Origin of the sequence: Burkholderia pyrrocinia, assembly GCF_003330765.1 — a bacterium.
GTDB classification, from domain to species: domain Bacteria; phylum Pseudomonadota; class Gammaproteobacteria; order Burkholderiales; family Burkholderiaceae; genus Burkholderia; species Burkholderia pyrrocinia_B.
Genome location: NZ_CP024903.1, coordinates 2,012,290 through 2,027,973, shown reverse-complemented (window position 1 = coordinate 2,027,973; position 15,684 = coordinate 2,012,290). Strand labels below are relative to the sequence as shown.

Below are 15,684 nucleotides of genomic sequence, written 5' to 3'. Positions count from 1 at the left end.
GCGTTGCACGAGAGATTAGCGTCTCGCGATGGCCGCCAACACGCCTCCGATCACTTGGATATTTGTGGATAGAGAAAAACATGTTGACCATGACTGAACCTTATGGAGGTTCGACATCTCTCTACTATCGCGAGCCGTTCGCGCGGCAAACCGACCAAGGGAGGCCGGCGTCAAACATCGCCTGCAAGACGTGCGCGATGGCAGGACTATGCACCCGCAGTTCAATTGACACCTTGACCCACGAGCGGCTCAACGCCGCCGTGCAGTGCGTCCGTACCGTGCATCGCGGGCATGCTCTGTATCGCCCGGGCGACACCTTCGCGAGCATCTATGCGATCCGCGCGGGTTCGTTCAAGACCGTGGTCATGCATCACGAGGGGCATGAGCAGGTCACGGGCTTCGGCATCGTAGGCGACACGCTCGGCATCGATGGCATTGCCACCGGCAGACACAGTTGCGAGGCGATCGCGTTGGAAGACAGTTCCGTGTGCGTGATGCCGTTCGACCTACTCGAGATGCTGTGCCGGGAAGTGAAGGTAGTCCAGCGCCATGTGCATCAGATGCTGGGCGCTGAGATCGTGCGCGAGTCTGTCCTCATGATGCTGCTGGGCACTACGACGGCGGAGGAGCGGGTGGCTACATTTCTCGCCGACCTGTCGAAGCGTTGGCAGGCGCGCGGCTACTCCGCCGCTGCGTTCACACTGAAGATGACGCGCGAGGAGATTGGCAGCTACCTCGGTCTGAAGCTCGAGACAGTCAGCCGGATGTTGTCGAAATTGCAGGGGCGAGGGCTGATCGAGGTGCGTGGCAAGGATCTCCGGATTCTCGATATTGACGGGTTGCAGAAGCTGGCGACAGACGTTGGCCATGCTTCCTTCCGGGGTCAACCCCACCGGGAGGCATTCGGGTACGCGCCTGATGTTCGCTTGCCAGAACATCGGCCAGGAGGACATTGATGGAAACTCAATACGAATTCGAAGGCATTGCATCCCGACAGGTCAACCACCTCGACACCCAGCGGGATGGGCAAGCACGGTCTTCAGAGCGGACCGCGCTGCAATGCGATGCGTCTCCCACTTGCGCCACGAATTTCCCGATGCTGACGCCGCACGAGATCGCCACACTCATGCTCGTCGCTCACGCCCCTGAGCAAGTCAGCATCGAGCGGCCCGACTTGCTGCCATTATTGAGTGGCAATCTGGTCAAGATTGACCGGTGTCGCAGATGCCGGGGCAAACCTCAGATGACGCCGTTGGGAGAAGTTCTCGTTATCCGGCTTTGCAAAACAACGCGCCAGGTCTCGAAAGATGCGTTGTCAAACCTTGATCGCAGTCGAGACCATCATTGAGGCCCATCATGCAAATCCCTCATGAAGCTGAGTGCGTGGCGCGTCAGCGCGCCGATCACCTCGAAGCCCTGATCGACGAGGCCGGGGCGGAGAGCTTCCCGGCAAGCGATCCCCCCGCTAGCGGGCCGGCGCGAATACCGTCATAGATCCGTTGCTGAAGGCGGGGTGGCCCAGGCCGGCAACCGTCCCGTCTTCACTGCAAGGGGCTCTACGCGTCGCCCTCCGGGCATCCGCAATCGGCTTCGGCAGCGATTACGCGGTGCAGCTGCACAAAGCGCTCGTGGACCGGGGTCTGAAAAAGTGGGTCAGCGGACTGGTTTGGGCTTGCCTGCAGAATCGAGGACCAGTCGCCCGAATCCAGATGACGCGTCGCGATCGGAAACAGCGTGAGTTCCTCAACCGCCATGTTATGGCGCAGCCGCTCCGCGTACAGCCGGATGCGAAATTCGAGGAGCTCTCTCGACATATTTTCATCGCGCACCTTGGATTCGAGGTCCTGAATCAGTTCGTGGCCCTGAAGTGCCAGCGTCGCGTGCTGCGCCGACAGCTCGCTTGCCAACTCGGTGGATAACGCCTTCTTCTCGAGCAGCTTGCCGATGACGCGATCCTCCAGTGCATGGTGGTTCACGTCGGGAAACCGCGTGAGGTAATAGAGGGCATCCACGAGCACTGCGGCGTTCGGTGCCGCCTGCGCATCACGGAGCATCGATTGACGTTCGAGGAGCCGCACGAGTCGCTCCAGGCGCCGGTGCTCGGTGATCAGGTTGTCAATGATGCTCGTCATGCCGGGCCTCGCACGACTGCCGCTCTTGCTTCATCACGTCGAGCGCGAGTGCCGAATGTGCGTAAGCTGCACCGGCACGCATCTCGGCCGCGACCCAGATCGCTTCCATGATCTCATTCTCCGATGCCCCGGCCTTCAATGCCTCCTTTGTGTGACCGCGGATGCAATAGGGACACTGCGTCACATGTGCGACGGCCACGGCGATCAGCTGTTTCGTTTTCGCTGGCAGCGCGCCGTCGCCAAACACGCTGCTATTGAAAGCCCGGAACGCAGCGAGCGCTTCGGGGGCGAGTTCCCGGCGTCGCGTAGCAATTTCCGCGTGCCACTGCGGATACATTGAGTCGCCCATCATTCACCCCCCGCTAAAACGCAAAAAACGCGGATGTCCGCAGTCGACATCGTCGCACTCGCAATCCAGCCCGACGGGCCGGTGTTGACGCCGCCATGAAAGAGGTTCCCGAAAACCCGCCGTCACGCCGACCGGGCGGTGGAACCCGTTCGTAACCATCTCTTGAACTCCAGATACGCAACGATGAAGCGGTGCCGGTAAGGATGCGTGCGCGCGAACGTCGATCAGTTCCCCTGTGTCATCCGTGGCATGGCCATAACAGCCTCCCTGTGTCAGTTTGCGGCACTCAGATCGTCCGGCGCGCGAGCATGGTGCGAATCTCCCCGATCGCCTTGGCCGGATTCAGGCCTTTGGGGCAGACGTCCGTGCAGTTCAGTATCGTCCGGCACCGGAAGAGGCGATACGGATCGTCAAGATTGTCCAGCCGCTCGCCCGTGCCCTCGTCGCGGGAATCGACCAGAAAGCGGTAGGCCTGCAGGAGGCCGGCAGGACCGACATATTTGTCTGGATTCCACCAGTACGAGGGGCACGCGCTGGAACAGCACGCGCACAAAACACATTCATAGAGACCGTCGAGTTGATCGCGTTCCTCGGGCGACTGGCGCCTTTCCCGTTCGGGTGGGGGAGTGTCGTTGATCAGGTAGGGCTTAATCGAGTAGTACTGCTTGAAGAACGCGGTCATATCCACGATCAGGTCGCGAACGACCGGTAATCCGGGCAGCGGACGCAGGACCGTATGACGGGGGAGATCGTTAAGGTTGGTGATGCAGGCGAGCCCGTTCTTGCGGTTGATGTTCATCGCGTCCGAGCCGCACACACCTTCACGACACGAACGCCGAAAGCTGAGCGTCTCGTCCTGTGCCTTGATCCGGACAAGTACATCCAGCAACATCCGGTCACCAGGGGGGGCCTCTATCTCGTACGTTTGCATGTACGGCTTGGCATCCCGGTCCGGATCGTAGCGGAAAATTTCAAAGGTTCTAGTGTTACTCACGATGTTCCTCCTCGGTGGAACGGATTTCGTATCCAGCGCGGGTTGTCTCCTATGTCACTCCCAACGGTATCCCAGACGGAGAATTCGGTCACGGACGTGCTCCAATAATTGTTCGCGTTGGTAAGACGCCGTCAACACCGGAAGCCATGGCTGTTCTGCCAAAAATTGGACGCAGTTTAGCAAGAGGGCTGGATCATGTTCCGTTCGAGCTGCTGCGGCAGTCACATCGCGTCATGGACCGCTGACTCTCACCCTATCGAGCGGAAATCGGGGGGGCTTTGCTCCATGTCAAGACATTCAATTTATATCACGACATGATGTATATTGGCAGTCGCGATACTGGCCAGAATCAGGCCGGGCCCGTCTGACCTTCGAGTAGTCGATGCGCGCTGGCATGTCGTCGTTGCAAGTGCTGCACCGGCTCGGTAAGGGAAAAGACGGCAGGCGAAATGGTGCGGCCCGCATGACATTCATGAGGAATACACGTGACATCCCCGGAAAATTCGTTGGTCTCGAATCTTTTGCGAACCGACGTGTTGATTGTCGGCGCAGGCCCTGTGGGCCTGTTCGCCGCATTCGAGGCAGGCATAATCGGACTCTCGTGCCAGATTGTCGACGGGATCGAGCGCCCCGGTGGCCAGTGCATTGAACTGTACCCAGACAAACCGATCTACGATATCCCCGCGATACCGTCGTGCACGGCGCGCGATCTCGTCGATCGTCTCGTCGAACAATGTCGGCCCTTCAATCCCCCGATGCATCTCGGTCAGCGCATCGAGACGCTCGATCCGCTCGAGGGCGGTCGATGGCTTGCCCGCACCGACAAGGGGCATGAGTTTGACGCTGCGGCAATCCTGATTGCGGCGGGCAACGGTGCGTTCGTGCCGCAGCGGCTGGCCCTCGACGAGGCGGCACTCCTTGAAGGCCAGTGCCTCCATTACAGCGTCTCCGACATGAACAGCTTTGCCGGAAAGAACATCGTGGTCGCGGGCGGCGGCGACTCGGCGCTCGACTGGGCGCTGGCGCTACGCTCAGTCGCGCGGCACGTGACACTCGTCCATCGACGCAGCGGCTTCAGCGCGACGGACTCGAGCGTCGCCCGGTTCCATCAGGCAGTCGCGGCAACTGAAATGGATTTCGTGGTCGGCACGATTGCCGGGCTGAATGCGCCCGGGGGGACACTCGAATCAGTCGAGGTTCGCCAGATCGGCGGCTCGGTGTGCCTCGACGCCGATCAATTGCTCGTGCTGTACGGAATGGTCGCGGATCCCGGTCCGATCGCCAACTGGGGGATCGCCATGCAGGCGGGACGGATCGTCGTCGATACGTCGTACTACGAGAGCTCACGGCCAGGCATCTTCGCGGCAGGTGACATTGCCGGCTACCCAAACAAGCAGAAGCTGATCCTGTCCGGGTTTCATGAGGCTTCGCTCGCGCTGCGCAAGGCATACACTTATGCATTTCCCGACAAGAAGCGTGTGCATGTGCACTCGAGCTACGACGCAAAGCTTGCCGAGCGCGTGGCCGCCGCTCATCCGTAGCTGAGGCCCGAGATGTCACCACGCTTTACACGCATATCCACCGACCACACTTGCGGAAAACTTCGATAGGCGATCGCATCGTCGGTGGTGAGCGACGACAGTGCGCAACTGCCCTCAACGCGCGCCCACAGAATCAGGCGTTCGGCCTCTTTTCCGTAGTCCGAGGTCTCGACGCCTGAACAGCGCGACATGCCCGCGCATCTGGCGGCATGGGGCCGATCAGCTATCGGCGTTGCAGGATCAGATTCTCGCACTGGTCGACGAACTGTCTCAGGACACCATCGACCGGATCATAGGCATGAGCGATGCCGACCTCGCCGCAGCGGTGCTATCGGGGCACCTCAAGTTCCCGAAACGCTGATCGATCAACAATGCCGAGACTTCGAGTATCTAGGCCGCATCGATGACCAAAATTCACGAACCCGCGTACCCGGTACTCCCGGCGGAGCTGGAGGACGCGGAATTGCGGACGGTCTACACACCCAGGGCGGCGGAGATCCGGTTCGTCTTCGGTCAGTTCCGCCAAGCGCCTACCCGCGTGCTGATCCTTGCGCAACTGAAGCTGCTGCAGCGCCTCGGGTACATGCCGGTGATCTCGGACGTGCCGCCCGCCATCATCGAACACGTGTGCGCGGTGCTCGGCGTCCGTCCGCTGCCGCGCACAACTCTCGCGCGCTACGACCGCTCGGGCAGCAAATCCCGGCACCAGAAAAGCCTGCGCGAGTTCGTCCGGATTCTCCCCGTCGACAGTACCGCACATGCATGGCTGGTCGACATCGCCGCACATGCGGCCCGAACCAAGGCGGAATTGCCCAACATCGTCAACGTGGTGCTGAAAGAGTTGGTCCGGCAACGCTACGAGTTGCCGCCCGTTGCGACGCTCACCCGGATCACCGGTCACGCCCGCAGCCAGCTCCATGAATCGATTTACCGCGCGTTCGTCGACTCTCTCGATGATAATTTGACGGCGTCGTGTCGACGCGCCGTTTCAGATCCGGCGCGGCCGAACACAGTGGAACGAACTCAAGCGGGAACCGAAACGACCCGGACTACGGGAGATTGCATCCTGGATATCCTCACCGAAACCGAGCGATGGCTCGATTTGCACCGACTCTTCGGTTTGCGCTGGTCGACCAGGGACGTAGCAGAGCCCGTGGGGTAACTTGTCGGGAATTTTCTCGACGTCTCTTTGCCGGCAAGGCATTGCGGCCGAGATTGGATCGCCGCCGGGAAATATGGGTAGGATCATGGGTAGGAAGCCGTCTGCGATTGAGGGAGTCTTACCTGGCGGGTCTGTGCGAGCGGTTGTTGGAATCTGCTGCCTTCCGCCACATGGGTTTCCGGCGATTTCGGGCGCGCCAAACGGAGTGCTCCTACATTAAGGGTGTGGGTTTTTCTGCCCGATTCGTGTCGGACGCCTACGATCGGCCGATCGTCTTCACGGCCTCGGCGAGCCTATCCGTTACCAAGTGCGCGTATCGCTGAGTATTCCCACCAGCATTGCCCGGCGCGGAAAACCACACTGCAGTGGCCTGGGAAAGGTTCGATGGGTCGTTGAGCGTACGCATGCCTGGATGCACCATTTTCGGCGTCTGCGGATTCGATTCGAACGGCGTGCCGACATACATGAAGCGTTCTTCAAACTCGGCTGCTGCATGATCTGCTGGAATACCTTGCAGCGCACTCAGCAGCCTTTATGAAGCCGTCTCCAAGTGTTTCTGGTGACGTTCTTATAAAGAACCATTGATCGTAGTGCATGCCCGCGAAATTCGTGCGGCGCGCGACTATTGGGGTTTGATTTATAGGTGAATGGGGTGCGCGTATTTATGGGCGGTTTGAAATAGAGCGTAATTAGCATTCTTTGGTTGTAAGTATATTGGAATTATCTCGTCACATAAGAGCTCGTGTTGGGGATCATGTGACAACGACGCAAATTCATCAACTAAACAGCCGGGATGGCCAGGCGTCGGGACGAATCGCGGAACGCGACACGTCGATGTCCCCGCTCCAGTGCATGGACCGACTTGTAACTCGGGCGAACACGCTCGGCACTTCGTATCGCCGGCACTCTGGATCTGTCCCCTGATCAACCGCGCCGGGTAGCCTGCGGAATGTCGTAAACAATAATGACAATTATTTCCCGCACCGGCGTACTTTTAAAAACAATACTCCCACCCCATTTATTTTAATCCTTGTCTTACGAATTCACGCTAGACTGTTTTAAGCTTCAGCCAACATCCGGCCGTGACGATTTAAGAATCGGGAATCTGAAATAAGAAACGTGCTGTAGTTTGATTCGACAAGCGCTGCTGTCGTGCTTTGTGGAAAAAGATTGAAAAAATCGCTCTCGAATTCGACCGAATAGGAAAGAGCATGCAAAAACCGGGGACAGAAATCCGCAGCGTGGGCAGGTTGCCCGATTCTGACGCGACGGCGCGCGCCGGCACCGCTATTCGGCGGCCTGACGTCATCCTGCACCGGCGTGCATCGCGATTTCTGCGCATCGCGCGATGAATCCGATACGAAACAGGGCCGCCTCCGGCCCTGACGCGTGCGCATGCGACACGGGTACACCTGAAGCGCATCCGCTGATCGGCGTGTCGTCCGCGTTCCGCCAACTGGTCGGGATGATCGACCGTCTCGCGCCGACCGAGCACACGCTGCTCATCGTCGGGCCGACCGGTTCCGGAAAGGAACTGGTCGCGCGGCGTCTTCACGCAAACGGGCCGCGTCGCGACATGCCGTTCATCGACGTGAATTGCGGCGCCATCCCCCACGACCTGATCGAAGCGGAGTTCTTCGGTCATATGCGAGGTGCCTTTACGGGCGCCGTCGAACACCACCGCGGCTTGTTCGAGCAGGTAGGGTCGGGCACGCTCTTTCTCGACGAGATCGGCGAGCTCCCGCTTGCGCTGCAGCCCAAACTGCTCCGCGTGCTCGAAACGCGCGCGTTCCGTCCGATCGGGGCATCGGCAAACCTGCGGTTCCACGGGCGCGTCGTCGCAGCGACGCATCGAAACCTGCTGGAAGAAGCGCACGCCGGCCGGTTCCGCGAAGACCTGTTCTACCGGCTCGCGGTATTCATCCTCAACGTGCCAGGGCTCGCGCAGCGAAGCGAAGACATCCCGCTCCTCGCAGCCCATTTTGCGGCCCAGCAAGCGCGCGCGATCGCGTTCACGCCGGCTGCAATCAAGCGGCTGTGCGAACAACCGTGGCCAGGCAATGTGCGCCAGTTGCGCAACCTCGTCAGTCAGCTGAGCGTGTTTGTACAGCATGCGCGGATCGACGCCGAGACCTTGGCGCCGTTTCTGGCGACAGAGGCGCACGACGCCGCCGCGCGTGCCCATCTCGCGGATCGCCTGCTGGAACTTGGCGGCGACGACAAGCTGGCCGCAGCCGAACGACTGCTGATCGATCGCGCGCTGGAGAGGGCTTCGTATAACAAGAGCGCCGCGGCCGCGTTGCTCGGTGTCGGCCGCAAGGTCATCGAGCGCCGGCTCAAGGCGCGCGAAACACAACACGGGGAAGCGAGACAGTGCCTGGAGCGTGCGGAAGCACTGGTCGGCACCGTCGAGTTTCGCGAAGCCGTTGCGCTGCTGCGTCGCTGCCTCGATCTGCTGCAAAAGACCAGCCCGACCGAAGACAGCCGCCGACTTCAGTTCGGCGCGTATCGCCTGCTTGCCGTCAACCTGCGCAGCATCCATGGCTGGCAGTTTCCCGAGGCGATGGCCTGTTACAAAGCGGCTTTGTCGATTGGCGACGGCGTATGCGACGCGTGTGAACTCGCGGCGGTTCAATTCGGCATCTGGACGACGCAACTGGTGACGCTGCAGCTCAGCAAGGCGCGCGCCACGGCTCAGGAACTCCTTCAGCGCGCGCACGCGATGGGGGATCGGGCCGCGCTCGACGAGGCCCACGTCGCGCTGGCCAATACGCTGTTCTGGCTCGGCGACAGCGAGGAAGCGCTGGCATCGCTGTCCCGCGGCGGGCTGCGCAGCATCGGCCGCGCCGACCGCCGGCTCGGGGCCCAGGGCGTCGATGTCGCGGGACTCGCATTGACGCTCGAGGGGCTCGCCGCATACCAGACCGGGGCAGTCGACGATGCACGCCGTGCGATGGACAGTTTGATCGCGCGAACGGAGGAAGAACATCCGCAATCGCCCGGTCGCGCGGCCGATCTCCAGGGTGCTGCGTGGCTCGCGATGCTCTTCAACGACACCGATCGGCTCAGGGATCTGACGAGCGCGCTCGACGCTGCATCGTCAGCCGGCGGTCCGGCTTGTTGCAGTGGGGCGGCCCGAATATTCAGGGCGTGCTATCTGAGCGCAGTCGGCAAGCACGGAGAAGCCGAGGCGATGCTGCTGGACGGTTATGACAACGACATCGCGAAGCATGGTGGCGCGCTGTTCTATTCGATCAAGACCTGGAAGCATGGTGAGCTCCTGTTGAGCACAGGTCGCGCGCGGCAATGCGAAGCGCTCGTTTCCGAGGCGCTCGACGAAGTGATCCGCAGACAGGAGCGCGCTTATCTGGGCGAGTTGCTGATCGTCAAGGCACGTGCGCAATGGATGCTCGGCGATACCGGCGCGGCCGAGCAAGGGCTGCGCATCGCGATCTCAACGGCGCTGGCGCTCGGCTCGGTCCCCGCGCGGCTTGCCGCGACGGCGTATCTGGCGGATCTGCTGAGACAGTCCACGCGGACGACATCAGCCGTCGAAGCCCTCGAGCGACCGTTGCACGTGTCTGCGGCTGCGCTCCCGGCCCCGGGCCTGATCCAGGCGCCAGGGCTGCTGTAGCGATGACGTCAACGCGATTTCCTGAATGCGAGGCACGACGAATTGGGTCCCCTGACCCTGCATCCCCGGGCGGATGTCGGCACCGGCGACGTCGACGCGGCGTGACAGGCGATCGACATGCCCGGATGTTGGCAAGCTTCCACGATCTGCGTGTGCTTTGCCAGTGACGAGTCGAGATTCGCCCGGCGCTTCAATGCGGCGTACACGGTAGTGATGCAGCGCGCGTGCAGCGGAGTCGACGCGTGTCACTCCGCGTAGACCTGTTGCTCGGTTCGAACCGGCGAGCACCGTCGCCGCGCGTACTTGCGCATCCTGTCGGCAATCGTGCATTCCCCCTTCGCTGATCGACCTTCCCCAGCCGCCGCGCTCGCGGCGGTCCATCCATACCTTCTTCCCTCGAGCCCCTGGTCGTGACTGTCATTGCATCCGAGACGCTGAACCATGCAGCCGCACATGGACGAATTCGTCCATCGCGCAGCAAGCGACCGGACGAATTCGTCCATTGATCGGCGAGCCGCAGCGGATCCTGCGGGCGCATGCCGGACGTGCGGCAACTGGCACATGCGTTGCTTTGTCTAGTGCTCGCGGAGGCTCCGCGAATCACGGCGACCATCTTTTCAGCGAGAACGGTATGAACAGGGAAACCGGGCATGTCATTCCGCCTTACGGCGTAGCGATCCACCAGGCCATATCGGAAGGGGATCTGACAAAAATGAAGGCTTTGCTGAGCCAGGCCGAAGAGGTCCTGAAGCAGCACGGGGACCTTGCCGCTGTGGTCGGCAAGCTCAAGCAGGAAATCGTGAAGCGCGAACGGGCCTGACCGGTCGTCGCGCGCATTGCTGTTTCGTTCACCACCCAGGAGGACCAGATGTCCGAGAACACACGTACAGGGCTTTTCCCGGCCGGCTACCTAATCGGCACGGCGATGCCGGGCGCGCCGACGCTCAGGCTCGCGTTGCTCGTCGACACTCCCGAGCGCAGTGTGGTCGGCACCGCGACCATCACGCAGGCAGTGAACCCGCCCGTCGAGTTTCATGCCGACGTCTGGGGCAACTACACCTATATGGCGCTGATGCCGCCCGTCAATACGCGAATTCTGGTGACGCTGCAGGGCAATGACGGCGGGCCGAACGCGAATTCCATCGTGACGTTCCGGCTCCATCTCGTGCTGGAAAACGACTGGCAAAGCGGCGTGGCCTCCTACAGTTACTTCGACAACGGCAACTGGCACGCAATCGAGAACGTACCGGCAAAGATTGATCGCGAATTCGTGCCGCTCGAGCCGGGCCCGGTGATCCTGGAGCCGCACGGGGGACCGCGGCCCTTGTACGGGGCGCCCATTCAACAGGCGACGGCCTCCGGCGATCTCGCGCACATGAAGACGGTTGCCGCTGCCGCGAATCATCAGTTGCAAAGCCGCGACGAAATCGCGTCGGCACTGGCTGCGCTGAAGGCGGAAATCGCCCGACTGGAAGCCGGGCATTGAGCCCGACCGGGTTTTACCGATCACTATTCGCTACAGGAGCTACGTAATGTCCGCCGCTCTTTTTCCCGTAAATTTCCGCATCGCAACGCCGGCAATTGGCGCACCTGTCCTCACGCTGGCGCTGCTCATCAACCCGCCGGCCAAGAAGGTCAGCGGCGTTGCTCGCATCACTCAGACGACCTGGCCGCCGCTCGAATTTCGTGCGCAGGTATGGGGCCAATACAGCCAGATGGTGCTGGCGCCCGGCGCCAAAACGCAACTCGTCCTCAGCCTGCAAGGCAATCCGTCGGGGCCGACCAGCGGCCTGGCCGAAACGTTCCGCCTACAGGGCATCGTCGAGGCGGACTGGAAGTCGGGTGTCGCCAGTTACCGGTTCTTCGAGGGGGAACGCTGGCACGAAGTCGAACACGCGATCATGACCGCGACCGGCGCGCTGCAGCCGCTCGAGCCACGACAACAGCCGGTGACGCCGCTGTACGGTGTCGGCCTGCAGCAGGCGCGGCAATCGGGCGACCTTGGTCGCATGAAGGCGTTGGCCCGCGAGGCCGAACAACAACTCGCTAACACCGGCCGCATCGAGGAAGCGCTCGCTGGGCTGAATGCCGAGATCGCACGCCTGGAAGCGCGACGCTGAGCGTTTGCGACGCGGGGAACGCGTGCCGCCGTCCGCGGCACGCGTTGCAGACAGCGGGCAGGAAAGACTACGGACAACTCGGTCGACAAGCGGCCGACGCGGGCGAAACAATCTTCGAAGGACATCGGCATGGACGAGACCCAAGTACGCCCGGTTCGATTCCTGGGCGATGAGGATTACAAACGTTTTACCCCGGTTCATGTCGTGTGGGAAATCACGCTGGCTTGCGATCTGAAGTGCCTGCATTGCGGATCCCGTGCAGGCCGTCGGCGCACCAACGAACTCTCGACGGACGAGTGCCTCGAGGTGATCGAGTCGCTGGCCAGGCTCGGCACGCGCGAAGTGTCGATGATCGGCGGAGAGGCCTACCTGCGCAAGGACTGGACGCAGCTCATCAAGGCAATCCGCTCGCACGGGATGTACTGCGCGGTCCAGACGGGTGGCCGCAATCTGACGCCGGCACGGCTTGCTCAAGCCGTCGAAGCGGGCCTGAACGGTCTGGGCGTGTCGCTGGACGGCCTGGCGCCGTTGCACGACAAGGTGCGCAACGTCCCGGGTTCGTTCGACCGGGCCGTGGATACGCTCAAGCGCGCCCGCGCGCACGGTCTTGCGATCAGCGTGAATACGCAGATCGGCTCGGCGACGATGCGCGATCTTCCGGCGCTGATGGACACGATCATCGAGATCGGGGTCACGCATTGGCAGATTCAGCTGACGGTCGCGATGGGCAACGCGGTCGATCACGACGAATTGCTGTTGCAGCCGTACCAGCTCGAGGCGCTGATGCCGCTGCTGGCCGATCTCTACAAGCGGGGTCTCGATCGCGGCCTGCTGATGAACGTCGGTAACAACATCGGCTACTTCGGCCCCTACGAGCATCTGTGGCGCGGTTTCGGGGACGAGCGGGTGCACTGGACCGGATGCGCGGCCGGGCAGACCGTCATTGCGCTCGAAGCGGACGGCACCGTGAAGGGTTGCCCGTCGCTGGCGACGGTCGGCTTCGCGGGCGGCAATGTCCGCGATCTGTCGCTCGAACAGATATGGCGGACCAGTGACGCGATTCATTTCGGCAGGTTGCGCTCCGTGGACGACCTGTGGGGATTCTGCCGCACGTGCTACTACGCCGACGTGTGCCGCGGCGGCTGCACGTGGACATCGCATTCGCTGCTCGGCAAGCCGGGCAACAACCCTTACTGCCACTATCGCGTGCTCGAACTGAAGAAGCAGGGCCTGCGCGAGCGCATCGAGAAGATCGAGGATGCGGCGCCGGCGTCGTTCGCGGTGGGGCGCTTCGATCTCGTCACCGAACGCATTGCGGACGGCGTGCCCGTGTCAAGCATCTCCCGGTCGGGTCAAACCGTCGAACTCGCGTGGAGACACAAGGGCAAGCGTGCGCCGGACGTCGGGAGAATCCCGCCCACGCTCGGTCTGTGCCGTGCCTGCAACGGCTACGTTCACCAGCACGAGCGCGAGTGTCCGCACTGCGGCGCGGACATCGAGGCCGCTGCGCGCGCTTACGAGCAGGATGCGCAACGGCGCCGCACGCTCATCCAGGAGGTCGAGCGGCTGTTGAGTTGACCGGTGCCGGCGGTGTGCGTCCTTGCTCGGGACAACGACCGTGCGCACCGTGATACCGAGCCTGTTCGCCCGGCAATGTCGTGCATCGGGACCGGGCCGGCGCGTTGCGTGACGGAAGGCCAAACCAGCCGTTCCCTGTCGCCGACCGACAGGCCGACCTGACAGCGCGGCATCGCAGAGCAAGGAGCCGGCGCGGCGTTGTCGTCGAAGCGGAATCCGCAAGATGCGGGCGTCCTGTCGGCCGGTCCGACAGTGCGCGAATCAACTTCCACAGGAGGCCAGCAATGGATACGTGGGTTTGTCAGCAGTCCGATCCGTCGCCGTGTTCACCGTATCGCGCATGGGTGCAATGAACATGGCCACTTACCCGATCAACGTCACCAGCACGTACGGCGCGGCGGTGAATGTTTACACGACGATGTCGCCGACCCCGACCAATCCGCCGTCGACCGATCCGTCGGCCTACGTGCCGACCTATACGCTGCTCGGCAGCGTCCCCGCCGACAGTACCGGCCACTTCACGACCGACGAGCCGATCGCGCGCGTCGTGATTACGCGTCAGACGGACGAATTTCCGCTCAAGGTGGCCGTCGCGGAAGCGCTCACGCCCGGTTCGCAGACGATTCCGCTCGCGCAGGCCGACGTGGACATCGCGCAGGCTGGCTGGAATTTCTACCGGAATACCGTGAGCCAGCCGTTTACGCCGACGGCGCTCAACTTCAACGCGCTGGTCGAGAATACCCCGGTGACCAGCCTGCCGGATGCGGCGGCGACCTATTTCTCGCAGAACGGCGCGGCGGGGCTCACGTTTGGCCTCTACTCCGCGCTCGGCTACTGGGCGACGAACCAGCTCTATGCGTTCCCCGGCACCTACTATTGCTATGAGCCGCCGGTAGCGAGCTCGATGGGCTTCATCTTGCCGACGACCTGCGTCGGCACACTGTCGATCACCGGCGGCAAGGCGACGTACACGCCTACCGAAGGCGCGCCGATTCCGCTGGATTTCGCGACCTCGCAGCTGTCCAGCGCAGGGGCAACCGCGAAGAACGGCATGCTGCTCACGGCTGTCATACGCGACCTCGCGTGGGAAGGGCACCCGGACACGATCACGTGGGCTTTCGTCGGCACGTACAACGGCCAGCAGTTCATCGCGCAATCCTACGAGGACCCGAAACTGCCGTGGTACGCGGTGCTCTACGACCTCGTCTACGGCGCGTTCTTCACCGTCCAGCTCGCGATGGCGGTCGATGCGGCGATCAACCTGCTGGGCGCGATTCCTGGCGGACTGCAGTGGCTCGCGAACAACGTCGGCGAGATCGCCGGCAAGATTCGCGGCGCGCTGAACGCGAACGGCGACAGCGCGGCGCCGGACAGCGCAGTGGGCGACGATGCCGATCCCATCAACGTGGACATCGACATCGACATCGATATCGACGTGGATGTGGACGTGGACATCGATATCGACGTGGATGTGGACGTGGATGTCGACATCGACGTGGACGTGGATTTCATCGCTGTGGTCGACGTGGATGTCGATGTCGATATCGACATCGACATCGATGTCGTGACCGACAGCGACATCGATATCGATGTGGACGTGGATATCGACACCGATGTCGATGTGCAGCCCGGCACGGTGTCGCGCGTGCTCGGCGCGGTCGGCAACTGGATCATGACGAAGGCGCTGCCGACGCTCGTCGAGGGCGTCGCGATCTACGTCGCGTTCCAGACCGCAGGCAAGCTGCTCGACGCATGGCGGCAGCAGGACGAGCGCGACATGCAGAATCTCCAGCCGCGCCAGACGTCCGGGCTGGGCCTGCTCGTCAACTACATGCTGAACGACCCGATTCCGGTCGACACGCGCTGGACCACCTTCAGCCAGTACGTGCAGGAAGTGCAGGGCGATTCGACCACGCTGCAGGTGACGCTGTCGACGATCCTGCAAACGAAGAACAGTCAGGCGGATACCGAAGCGCAGAACTGGCGCTGGCCGCAGGATGCGCAGGACGCGCTCGTCGCGCAGATGAAGCAGAACACCGGCGCCAACGCGTATCTGGCGTTCCAGACGCTCGCGAAAGCGACGTACCAGAACCGGCCGCTGCCCGTGAAGACCGGGGCGTCGGTTGCGATGGTCTACCTGAAGGGCTGATTGCCCGTCCGTCACGAGGATCGAT

General features: G+C 62.3%; 13 protein-coding genes and 3 pseudogenes. 12 read left to right on the top strand and 4 right to left on the bottom strand.

From position 1 onward, the window contains the following. Positions 1-80 precede the first annotated feature (80 nt). Together CUJ89_RS26690 and CUJ89_RS37850 are read left to right on the top strand one after the other, a co-directional pair. Positions 81-956: a helix-turn-helix domain-containing protein gene (locus CUJ89_RS26690; RefSeq protein ID WP_114180346.1), complete on the top strand. Its 876-nt coding sequence runs from the start codon at positions 81-83 to the stop codon at positions 954-956. Then, complete coding sequence (locus CUJ89_RS37850; RefSeq protein WP_152036668.1) at positions 956-1,348, top strand: hypothetical protein; 393 nt, start codon at positions 956-958, stop codon at positions 1,346-1,348. The genes CUJ89_RS26690 and CUJ89_RS37850 overlap by 1 nt, the downstream gene beginning before the upstream one ends. Before the next feature lie 208 nt (positions 1,349-1,556). On the opposite strand, the gene CUJ89_RS26685 is transcribed toward CUJ89_RS37850, so the two are convergent. The 3 genes from CUJ89_RS26685 to CUJ89_RS26675 all read right to left on the bottom strand — a co-directional run bounded on the left by CUJ89_RS26685 (position 1,557) and on the right by CUJ89_RS26675 (position 3,475). Then, positions 1,557-2,132 (bottom strand): hemerythrin domain-containing protein, encoded by a 576-nt coding sequence (locus CUJ89_RS26685; RefSeq protein ID WP_114180345.1) that lies wholly within the window; start codon positions 2,130-2,132, stop codon positions 1,557-1,559. Further along, positions 2,116-2,484: a carboxymuconolactone decarboxylase family protein gene (locus CUJ89_RS26680; protein ID WP_201752335.1), complete on the bottom strand. Its 369-nt coding sequence runs from the start codon at positions 2,482-2,484 to the stop codon at positions 2,116-2,118. The genes CUJ89_RS26685 and CUJ89_RS26680 overlap by 17 nt, the downstream gene beginning before the upstream one ends. 283 nt (positions 2,485-2,767) lie before the next feature. Continuing rightward, positions 2,768-3,475 carry a succinate dehydrogenase iron-sulfur subunit gene (locus CUJ89_RS26675; protein WP_114180344.1) on the bottom strand — a complete coding sequence of 236 codons (708 nt, stop codon included), beginning with the start codon at positions 3,473-3,475 and terminating at the stop codon, positions 2,768-2,770. 485 nt (positions 3,476-3,960) lie between these two features. On the opposite strand from CUJ89_RS26675, the gene CUJ89_RS26670 reads away from it, so the two are divergent. Then, the gene (locus tag CUJ89_RS26670) at positions 3,961-5,016 is read left to right on the top strand and encodes an NAD(P)/FAD-dependent oxidoreductase (protein WP_114180343.1); all 1,056 of its coding nucleotides are present in this window, start codon (positions 3,961-3,963) and stop codon (positions 5,014-5,016) included. Positions 5,017-5,072: 56 nt separating this feature from the next. On the opposite strand, the pseudogene CUJ89_RS26665 reads toward CUJ89_RS26670, so the two are convergent. After that, positions 5,073-5,174: pseudogene (locus CUJ89_RS26665) on the bottom strand (integrase); the annotation flags it as partial. Positions 5,175-5,248: 74 nt separating this feature from the next. Here CUJ89_RS26665 and CUJ89_RS38885 point away from each other — a divergent pair. The 9 genes and pseudogenes from CUJ89_RS38885 to CUJ89_RS38070 all read left to right on the top strand — a co-directional run bounded on the left by CUJ89_RS38885 (position 5,249) and on the right by CUJ89_RS38070 (position 15,659). Beyond that, positions 5,249-5,377 (top strand): hypothetical protein, encoded by a 129-nt coding sequence (locus CUJ89_RS38885; RefSeq protein ID WP_265341764.1) that lies wholly within the window; start codon positions 5,249-5,251, stop codon positions 5,375-5,377. A 42-nt stretch (positions 5,378-5,419) separates the two neighbouring features. After that, positions 5,420-6,089 (top strand): annotated as a pseudogene (locus tag CUJ89_RS26660) (DUF4158 domain-containing protein); the annotation flags it as partial. A 426-nt stretch (positions 6,090-6,515) separates the two neighbouring features. Beyond that, positions 6,516-6,716: pseudogene (locus CUJ89_RS26655) on the top strand (transposase); the annotation flags it as partial. Between the two features lie 810 nt (positions 6,717-7,526). Further along, complete coding sequence (locus CUJ89_RS26650; RefSeq protein ID WP_114180342.1) at positions 7,527-9,812, top strand: sigma-54-dependent transcriptional regulator; 2,286 nt, start codon at positions 7,527-7,529, stop codon at positions 9,810-9,812. A 631-nt stretch (positions 9,813-10,443) separates the two neighbouring features. Beyond that, entirely contained in the window at positions 10,444-10,632 is a 189-nt protein-coding gene (locus CUJ89_RS26645) for a DUF1843 domain-containing protein (protein ID WP_114180341.1), read from the top strand. 48 nt (positions 10,633-10,680) lie between these two features. Then, positions 10,681-11,298, top strand: coding sequence for a DUF1842 domain-containing protein (locus CUJ89_RS26640; RefSeq protein ID WP_114180340.1), 618 nt, complete (start codon positions 10,681-10,683; stop codon positions 11,296-11,298). Between the two features lie 46 nt (positions 11,299-11,344). Beyond that, a complete protein-coding gene (locus CUJ89_RS26635; RefSeq protein WP_114180339.1) occupies positions 11,345-11,932 on the top strand; it encodes a DUF1842 domain-containing protein in 588 nt (195 codons plus the stop codon). A 129-nt stretch (positions 11,933-12,061) separates the two neighbouring features. Further along, positions 12,062-13,510, top strand: coding sequence for a GDL motif peptide-associated radical SAM/SPASM maturase (locus CUJ89_RS26630; RefSeq protein WP_114180338.1), 1,449 nt, complete (start codon positions 12,062-12,064; stop codon positions 13,508-13,510). Between the two features lie 298 nt (positions 13,511-13,808). After that, complete coding sequence (locus CUJ89_RS38070; RefSeq protein ID WP_161556561.1) at positions 13,809-15,659, top strand: hypothetical protein; 1,851 nt, start codon at positions 13,809-13,811, stop codon at positions 15,657-15,659. Positions 15,660-15,684: the final 25 nt, after the last annotated feature.

Bases quoted from the DNA above. Each gene is read 5' to 3' on its own strand.
- CUJ89_RS26680 (WP_201752335.1), bottom strand. From the start codon at position 2,484: ATGATGGGCGACTCAATGTATCCGCAGTGGCACGCGGAAATTGCTACG.
- CUJ89_RS26685 (WP_114180345.1), bottom strand. From the start codon at position 2,132: ATGACGAGCATCATTGACAACCTGATCACCGAGCACCGGCGCCTGGAG.
- CUJ89_RS26690 (WP_114180346.1), top strand. From the start codon at position 81: ATGTTGACCATGACTGAACCTTATGGAGGTTCGACATCTCTCTACTAT.
- CUJ89_RS37850 (WP_152036668.1), top strand. From the start codon at position 956: ATGGAAACTCAATACGAATTCGAAGGCATTGCATCCCGACAGGTCAAC.
- CUJ89_RS26630 (WP_114180338.1), top strand. From the start codon at position 12,062: ATGGACGAGACCCAAGTACGCCCGGTTCGATTCCTGGGCGATGAGGAT.
- CUJ89_RS26645 (WP_114180341.1), top strand. From the start codon at position 10,444: ATGAACAGGGAAACCGGGCATGTCATTCCGCCTTACGGCGTAGCGATC.
- CUJ89_RS26650 (WP_114180342.1), top strand. From the start codon at position 7,527: ATGAATCCGATACGAAACAGGGCCGCCTCCGGCCCTGACGCGTGCGCA.
- CUJ89_RS26640 (WP_114180340.1), top strand. From the start codon at position 10,681: ATGTCCGAGAACACACGTACAGGGCTTTTCCCGGCCGGCTACCTAATC.
- CUJ89_RS26635 (WP_114180339.1), top strand. From the start codon at position 11,345: ATGTCCGCCGCTCTTTTTCCCGTAAATTTCCGCATCGCAACGCCGGCA.